Raw genomic sequence first — 7,679 nt, 5'->3', positions numbered from 1 at the left:
CCCTCGGACGAGCMACGGCCCGCCCGCAGCAAGCGCGCAGACGCCCAGCGCAATCAGCAGGCGCTGCTCAAGGCGGCCGCCTCGGTGTTCGTCACCTCCGGCGTGGACGCGCCGATCCGGCAGATCGCGGCCGAAGCGGGCGTCGGCATGGGCACGATCTACCGCCACTTCCCCACCCGCGCCGATCTCGTCGTCGCCGTCTACCGCCATCAGGTCGAGGCCTGCGCCGAGGCCGGACCGCGCCTGCTGACGGAGGCGGACTCCCCCTTCGCGGCACTGCGGGAGTGGGTCGGCCTCTTCGTCGGCTTCCTGGTCACCAAGCACGGCCTGGCCAACGCCATGCAGTCGGACGGCGGCGGCTTCGACGCGCTGCACGCCTACTTCCTGGACCGCCTGGTGCCGGTGTGCGCGCGGCTGCTCGACGCGGCGGCGGACTCCGGTGAGATCGCGTCCGGCACCCGGCCGCTGGAGCTGATGCGCGGCATCGGCAACCTCTGCGTCGTCCGCGAGGGCGACCCCGACTACGACCCCCGGCGCATGGTGGCGCTGCTCCTGCGGGGGTTGCGGAGCACCGGGGACTCACCCGCGTCCGACGGGTGACTCCTCAGAGCGCCACCGCCGTCATCAACCGCCGCAGCCGCAGCGCGAGTTGCATCTCCAGTACGCGCTCGGGATCGCGCCAGTGCGGGCCGAGGAGCGCGGTGATCCGGTCCAGGCGGTGGTAGAGGGTGTTGGCGTGGATGTGCAGGGTCGCGCAGGTGCGGCTGTGGTGCTGGGACTCCCGCAGGAACACCTCCACGGTCTCCGCGAGGTCGGGCCTGCGGCCACCGGGGGTCTCCAGGAGCGGACCGAGCGTGGCCTCGACGAAGCTCCGGAGGTCGCTGCGGCCCGCGTGGCTGAAGAGCGACCGGTAGACGCCCAGCTCCTCGGCGAGCGCGCACGTCCTCTCGCGGCCGAGCGCCAGCAGCAGATCCGCCGTCTGCCGGGCGGACCTGTGTGCCGCACGGACGGCCGCCGGTCCGCCGGTGCATCCGGCGACGCCGACCGCGCCGGGCAGCCCGGCCGCACCGGAGCCACCGGCCTCTTCCGCGCGCCCGGCATCCGCGCGCCCGGCTTCCGCGTACCCGGCATCCGCGCGCCCGGCTTCCGCGTACCCGGCTTCCGCGCGTCCGGCGCAGAGGCCGACCAGGCGCTCCCGCGCCTTTTCGGGGGTCACCTTCGGCAGCAGCACGACCACGTCCTCGGCGTGGCCCGCCGTCCAGCCGTCCAGTGCGGCGGCGAGCCGCGCGGCGAGTCGTGCCGCACGGTGCTCCTCGCCGGGGGCGGCGTCGAGCACCATCACCGTTCGGATCGCGTCCAGGTCCATCCCGGCCGCCCGCGCCCTGCGGCGGATGCCCGCCGGTTCGGCGTCCGGCGCGAGCAGCGCCGCCACCAGCTCCCCACGGGTGCGCGACTCCGCCTCCGCGACCGCCCGTTCGGAGGCGATGACCAGGGCCACGGTGGTCGCGCCGATCTCCAGGAGCCGCAGCGCGTCGGCGTCGAAGGGGGCGCCGGACACCGCGAGGACGCACCCCGCGTACCCCTCGCGCAGAGCCACTGCCGTGGCCGCCGCGTGCCGGTCGTCCAGGGCCCACGTACAGGTCCGTTCGCGCTCGAACCACGCCTCTCGCGGCAAGGCGTCCGCCCCGGCACCAGCACCAGCACCAGCACCAGCACCAGCACCAGCACGGGAAACAGGCGGGGTGCGGCCGATGGACCGGCCCTCGGCGAGGAGGGCGCCCCCGGGGTCGACGACCGCGACGGAGGCGTTCACCACCTGTCCGATCAGGTCGGCCACGTCGGTGAGGCCGCCGCCGCGGATGACCAGCTCCGAGAGTGCCTCGCGCAGCTCGGTGGCCCGCTGGCGCTGCGTGTTCGTGCGGCGCAGGCTCTCGTTGACGGCGCGCATGTCGCGTACGGCCGTCTCGTACCGCTCGAACAGCGAGGCGTTGCGCAGGGCGAGCGCCGCGTGGGCGGCCAGGCCCGCGAGGAGTTCGACCTCGTGCTCGGTGAAGCGCCGGGAGCGCCGGTCGGCGGCGAGGAGCACGCCCAGCGTCTCGTCGGCCACGCGCAGCGGCACCCCCAGGATGCCGCCGAGCTGTTCGCTGGCGGCCGCCGCGTCGACGCCCGGGGCGCGCCGCAGCCGCCCGTCCCGCAGGTAGTCCTCGCTCCACAGCGGGCGGCCGGTCCGCAGGATCTCACCGCCGATGCCCTCGCCCTCGCGCAGGACGGTGCCGCTGAGCGCCGACCCCATGGAACCGTCGGCCACCTCGATGCGCAGGGCACCCTCGCGGCGCAGCATGATGTACGCGACGTCCACGCCGAGGAGCTGGCGCGACTGCACGGCCACCTCGTACAGCACCTCGCGGGTGTCGTGCAGCGAGGCGAGGCGGCGCGCGAGGTCGTTGAGGACCGCGAGCTCACGGGCCGACCGGCGGTGGTCCGCGAGCCTCTCCTCGATCAGCCGCGCGTTGGCCGCGTCGGCCTCCACGCGCGGGCGGTCGGCCTCGGCGGCCTCCGCGATCAGCCGCAGCCTGCGCTCGTGGAAGGCGGCCCTCGGTGCTCCGGCCGCCAGCATCGCGAGCCACGGCTCGCCCGGCCCCGGCCCCTGGATCTCATCGGTCACAGGGCCCATCGTGCGCGATCACGGCGCCCTCCGGCCAGGCGGCGGAAGCGGGGAGCCGTCCCTGGAGGAAATCTCCGGCCAGTGGCCCCTGCCTCGTGGAAATCCCCCATACCGGCGTCACGGGGGCCACGGCTAGCCTCACGGGGAACGTGGAGGAAGGGACGCCAACACGACCATGGACGATGTGCACCACAGGGACCACCGCGGCACCGGAACGCTGAACGCGCCGGCCGGAACGCCGGACGCGCCGTCCGGCAAGCTGGACGCGCCGTCCGGCAAGCTGGACGCGCTGTCCGGAGCGCTGCCCGGCAGTCGGCTGATCACCGACCCCGGCATCCTCACAGCCGTCGCCGCGGACCACGCGGAGTGGGCGCCCGCGGGGCGCCCCTTGGCCGCGTTGCGCGCGCGGAGCACGGCGGAGGTGCGGGAGGCGGTGCGCGTCTGCGCCGCACTGGCCGTGCCCGTGGTCACGCGCGGCGCGGGCACGGGGCTCTCCGGGGGCGCGAACGCCGTCGACGGCTGTCTCGTCCTGGATCTGTCGCGCATGAACCGCGTCCTGGAGATCGACGAGGAGAACCTGCTCGCCGTCGTCCAGCCCGGCGTGGTCAACAACGACCTCAAGGCGGCCGTCGCCGAGCACGGCCTCTGGTACCCGCCGGACCCGGCCAGCGCCCCCTGGTCCACGATCGGCGGGAACGTCTCGACCAACGCGGGCGGCCTGTGCTGCCTTAAGTACGGGGTCACCCGGGACTATGTGCTCGGCCTGGAGGCCGTGGTCGGCGGTCCCGCGGGCGAGTACGGCACGGCGGTGCGGCTCGGCCGCCGTACCACCAAGGGTGTCAGCGGCTATGACCTCACGAGTCTCTTCGTCGGCTCCGAGGGCACGCTCGGCGTGATCACCGAGGTGACGCTGCGGCTGCGCCCGGCGCTGACGCGGCAGCCGTACACGGTCGTCGGCGCCTTCGACTCCCTCGTCGCCGCCGGACACGCCGTGGCGCTGTGCACGCGCCGGGGCCTTCAGCCCGCCGCCCTCGAACTCCTCGACCGGGCCTGCATGGAGGCCGTCGAGGACTGGAAGCACCTCGGCATCGAGGCGGGCGCTGCGGCCCTGCTGCTCGCCCGGGTCGACGCCCCCGGCCAGGCGGGCCACGAGGAGGCCGCGGCCGTCGCGGCGGCGTTCGCGGACGCGGGCGCGGTGTGGGCGGAGCGTTCCACGGACCCGGTGGAGGCGGAGGCGCTCTTCGAGGTACGGCGGCTCGCGTATCCGGCGCTCGAACGACTCGGCCCGGTGCTCACCGAGGACGTCTGCGTACCCCGCTCCGCGGTGCCGGCGATGCTGGCCCGCACCGAGGAGATCGGGCGGCACCACGAGGTCCGCCTGGCCACGATCGCCCACGCGGGCGACGGCAATCTGCACCCGCTTCTGATCACCCCGCCCGGCGACGAGGCGGCCCGCCTCGCGGCCCAGGCGGCGTTCGAGGAACTGCTCGTCGCCGCGGTCGAGTTGGGCGGCACGGTCACCGGGGAGCACGGTGTCGGCCTGCTCAAGCGGGACGGGATGCGCCGCGAACTGGGCCCCGAGGTGTGCGCGATGCAGCGCGCGGTCAAGGACTCCCTCGACCCGCTCGGCCTCTTCAACCCGGGCAAGGCGATCGGCTGAGCCGGTCACCGCACCCGGTGCCACCTCCTCGGCAGGGGCGCGCCCGCCACCACCGGCACGGGCGCGCCCCTGCTCGTCGCGTCACTCCAACCGCCACTTCGAGCCAACCCGGGTCGCCTTCCCTACTTTCCCTATCGATTTACTAGGAAAGTATTGACGGCCCGCCCGACGAGTGCGGAGGATGAGGATCCGACGCCGCGCCCCCGCGACCGCTTTCGAGGAGACTTCCCCCATGGGCCTTGCCATCGCGCCGGCCGTTCCGGCCCCGGAGTCGGAGCGCGCGGGACCGGGCCGGGCGTACTGGCTGCGGGTGGCCCGCGAGACGGCGGACGATCTGGCCACCGACGCGACGGCGCGGGACCAGGCGGGCAAGACGCCGTTCGACGAGGTGTCCCGGCTGCGTGAGGCGGGCCTTCTGACGCTCCTCGTGCCCGCCGGGTCCGGCGGAGGCGGCGCGGACTGGTCCACGGCCTACGCGGTGGTCAGGGAGATCGCCGCCGCCGACAGCTCGATCGCCCAGCTCCTCGGCTCGCACTACTTCTTGTCCTGGAGCACGCGCTTCTTCGGCGAGCCCGCGCTCGCCGACCGGATCGAGCGGCGCACCGCGGCCGAGCAGTCGTGCTGGGGCGGCGGTTTCGCGCACCGGGAACCGCCCCTGACCCTGGTCAAGTCCGGCGACAGCTACGTGCTGAGCGGTCGCCAGACGTACACCACCGGAGTCCTCGTAGCCGACCGGCTCGCCGTGCGGGCGATGCGCGGCGACACCGGCGAGCCGCTCGCCGTCGTCGTGGACGCCACCCACCCCGGCGTGCGGATCGACAACGATGCCGACACCTTCGGCCAGCGCCTCGCGGCAGGCGGCACCGTGGAGTTCGACGGCGTGCGGGTGGCCCGCGACGACGTGCTCGGCTCGCTCTCGGCCGACGAGGACATCCTCTCGCCGCCCGCCGCCCTCGCCTCCCCCGTCGGCCGCCTGCTCTCCGTGCAGCTCCGGCTCGGCATCGCCGAGGGAGTGCTCGCCGAGGCCCGTGAGTACAGCCGGGCGGGCCACTCGGCCTGGCGGCCCGCGTGGCCCGCCGGAGCCGCACAGGACCCGCACGCCCTGACCGTGTACGGCGAACTGACGGTCCTGACCCGCTCCGCCTCCGCACTCGGCGCGCAGGCCCTGGACGCCGTGGGCGCCGGGCTCGACCGCGGCGCGAACCTCTCCTACGACGAGTACGCGGAGATCTCGATCCTGGTCGCGATGGCCGAGGCCGCCGCGGCCGAGGCCGTGCAGGAGTCCACCACCCGCGCCCTGGACATGATCGGCGCCACCTCCGCCTCCGCCCGGCTGGGCTTCGACCGCTTCTGGCGCAACGCCCGGACCCACGCGCTGCACGCGCCCGGCGCCCACCGGCTCCATGACGTCGGGGACTTCTTCCTCAACGGCTCGCACCCGCCCTTCACCCTGCCTTCCTGACGACGTCCCGCCCGCCGCGCGCCCGGAATGCGGCACACAATGGCGGCGATTGTGAACGCCGCGCTTCACTCGGGTTTCCTGCGTTGCGAGAGACATAAGCCCTCGCTCCCGGCGTTGACCCCGCCGATCTCCGCTGCGAATCTCTTCGTGTGAGCAAGCACGAGGAATTCGCCGCGCGCCTGCACGTCGATCTGCGACGTCAGGCCAGCGCCATCTGTGCCGCCGGGCGCTGAATCCCGCCGCCGGGCGCCGATCTCCGCACACGCTCTTATCGCACACGCTCGTTCTGCACACGCTCCCTCCGTAAGCGTTCCCTCCGTACGCGCTTCATCCGTACGCGCTCCCTCCGGCGCACGCACTTTCCGTGCGCTTCTCTTCGCACCGCCGACGGCCCTTCCGTACGCGTCGGCCGCTTCTCCGTATCCCCGCCCGTTCCCCTGTGCCCTTACTGGTTCGAACAGGACGTATCCCATGGCCGTCAACGCATCGACCCGACGTCAGTTCCTCTCCCTGCTCGCTCTCTCCGCGGCGGCCGTGAGCTGCGGCGCCTCGGCCACCGCCACGTCCGGCGGAGGGCGGACCGGAACACTCCGGTACCAGGGCTGGGCGGGCCAGGTCACCCTGCCCGAACTCGCCGCCGATCTGGGCTATCTGGAGGACGTGCAGCTGAAGTGGGTCGGCAACACGATCAGCGGCCCCCAGGACATCCAGTCCGCGGCGACGGGCCAGACGGACTTCGGCGGCGCCTTCAACGGCGCGGTCGTGAAACTGGCCGCCAACAACGCCCCGATCAAGGCGGTCATCAGCTATTACGGCGCCGACAAGGACGCCTACAACGGCTTCTACGTACGCAAGGACAGCCCCATTCGATCGCCCCGCGACCTGATCGGGAAAAAGGTCGGGATGAACACCCTCGGGGCCCATTCGGAGGCCATGCTCGACATCTATCTGCAACGCGCGGGGCTCTCCCGTGAGGACCGGGAAAAGGTCGAGCCGCTGGTGGTTCCGCCGGTCAACACCGAGCAGTCGCTGCGGCAGAAACAGATCGACGTGGCCGTACTCGGCGGTGTCCTGCGCGACAAGGCCCTGGCGACCGGGGGAATCCGCCCGCTGTTCACCGACTACAAGCTTCTCGGTGCTTTCAGCGCGGGCACTTTCGTGATGACGGACCGTTTCCTGAAGCAGAATCCCGATACGGCGCGCACCTTCGTCACCGCCGTCGGGCGGGCCATCGAATGGTCCCGTGCCACACCGCGCGACGAGGTCATCGACCGGATGACCGGGATCGTGAAGAAGCGGGGACGCAACGAGGACCCCGCTCCGCTCAAGTACTGGAAGTCCTACGGAGTCGCCGAGAAGGGCGGCCTGATCACCGGCAAGGAACTCCAGCTCTGGATCGACTGGCTGGCCGAGCGCGGCGACATCGACAAGGGCCAGGTCACCCGGGCCGGCCTCTACACCAACCGGTACAACGCCTCCGTCAAGAACGCCTCCAACACCAGCGCCTCAGACACCAGCGCTTCATACAAGAGCGGGAGCTGACCATGCCGCACCGCACCACCCCCGTATCCGCCCCGCCCAAGATCGTGTTCGAGAACGTACGCAAGGAGTTCGCCGTCAAGGGCCGCGCGGGCACCCGGCGATCAGGGCCCGCTGCCGCGTCCGTCACCGCGCTCGACGGCATCGACCTGGAGATAGCGGACGGCGAGTTCTTCGTCCTGGTCGGTCCCAGCGGCTGCGGCAAGTCGACGCTGCTCGACCTGCTCGGCGGACTCACCCGGCCGACCGGCGGGCGGACCCTGGTGGACGGCGAACCGGTCACCGGTCCCGGCCTCGACCGGGGCACCGTCTTCCAGCAGTACGCGCTGCTGCCGTGGCGCACGGCCCAGGGC

7 protein-coding genes are annotated in these 7,679 nt (G+C 73.0%); 6 read left to right on the top strand and 1 reads right to left on the bottom strand.

Annotated elements, in window-relative coordinates:
- The coding region (locus AB8Z36_RS24070) for a TetR/AcrR family transcriptional regulator (RefSeq protein ID WP_369215449.1) at window positions 1-600 on the top strand (600 nt) is incomplete at its 5' end.
- Between the two features lie 4 nt (window positions 601-604).
- Here AB8Z36_RS24070 and AB8Z36_RS24065 read toward each other — a convergent pair.
- Complete coding sequence (locus tag AB8Z36_RS24065) at window positions 605-2,665, bottom strand: helix-turn-helix domain-containing protein (RefSeq protein WP_369215448.1); 2,061 nt, start codon at window positions 2,663-2,665, stop codon at window positions 605-607.
- 175 nt (window positions 2,666-2,840) lie between these two features.
- Here AB8Z36_RS24065 and AB8Z36_RS24060 point away from each other — a divergent pair, with 175 nt between their 5' ends.
- From AB8Z36_RS24060 to AB8Z36_RS24040, 5 genes are all read left to right on the top strand, one after another.
- A complete protein-coding gene (locus AB8Z36_RS24060; RefSeq protein ID WP_369215447.1) occupies window positions 2,841-4,325 on the top strand; it encodes an FAD-binding oxidoreductase in 1,485 nt (494 codons plus the stop codon).
- Window positions 4,326-4,557: 232 nt separating this feature from the next.
- Window positions 4,558-5,787, top strand: a complete 1,230-nt coding sequence (locus tag AB8Z36_RS24055) for an acyl-CoA dehydrogenase family protein (protein ID WP_369215446.1) — start codon at window positions 4,558-4,560, stop codon at window positions 5,785-5,787.
- Between the two features lie 149 nt (window positions 5,788-5,936).
- The gene (locus AB8Z36_RS24050; protein ID WP_369215450.1) at window positions 5,937-6,020 is read left to right on the top strand and encodes a putative leader peptide; all 84 of its coding nucleotides are present in this window, start codon (window positions 5,937-5,939) and stop codon (window positions 6,018-6,020) included.
- Between the two features lie 238 nt (window positions 6,021-6,258).
- Window positions 6,259-7,329, top strand: coding sequence for an ABC transporter substrate-binding protein (locus AB8Z36_RS24045; protein WP_369215445.1), 1,071 nt, complete (start codon window positions 6,259-6,261; stop codon window positions 7,327-7,329).
- Window positions 7,330-7,331: 2 nt separating this feature from the next.
- A partial coding sequence (locus AB8Z36_RS24040) for an ATP-binding cassette domain-containing protein (protein ID WP_369215444.1) occupies window positions 7,332-7,679 on the top strand: 348 nt, incomplete at its 3' end.

Source organism: Streptomyces flavofungini (assembly GCF_041028215.1).
Taxonomy (GTDB): Bacteria; Actinomycetota; Actinomycetes; order Streptomycetales; family Streptomycetaceae; genus Streptomyces; species Streptomyces flavofungini_B.
This window is presented reverse-complemented; position numbering and strand designations above follow the sequence as displayed.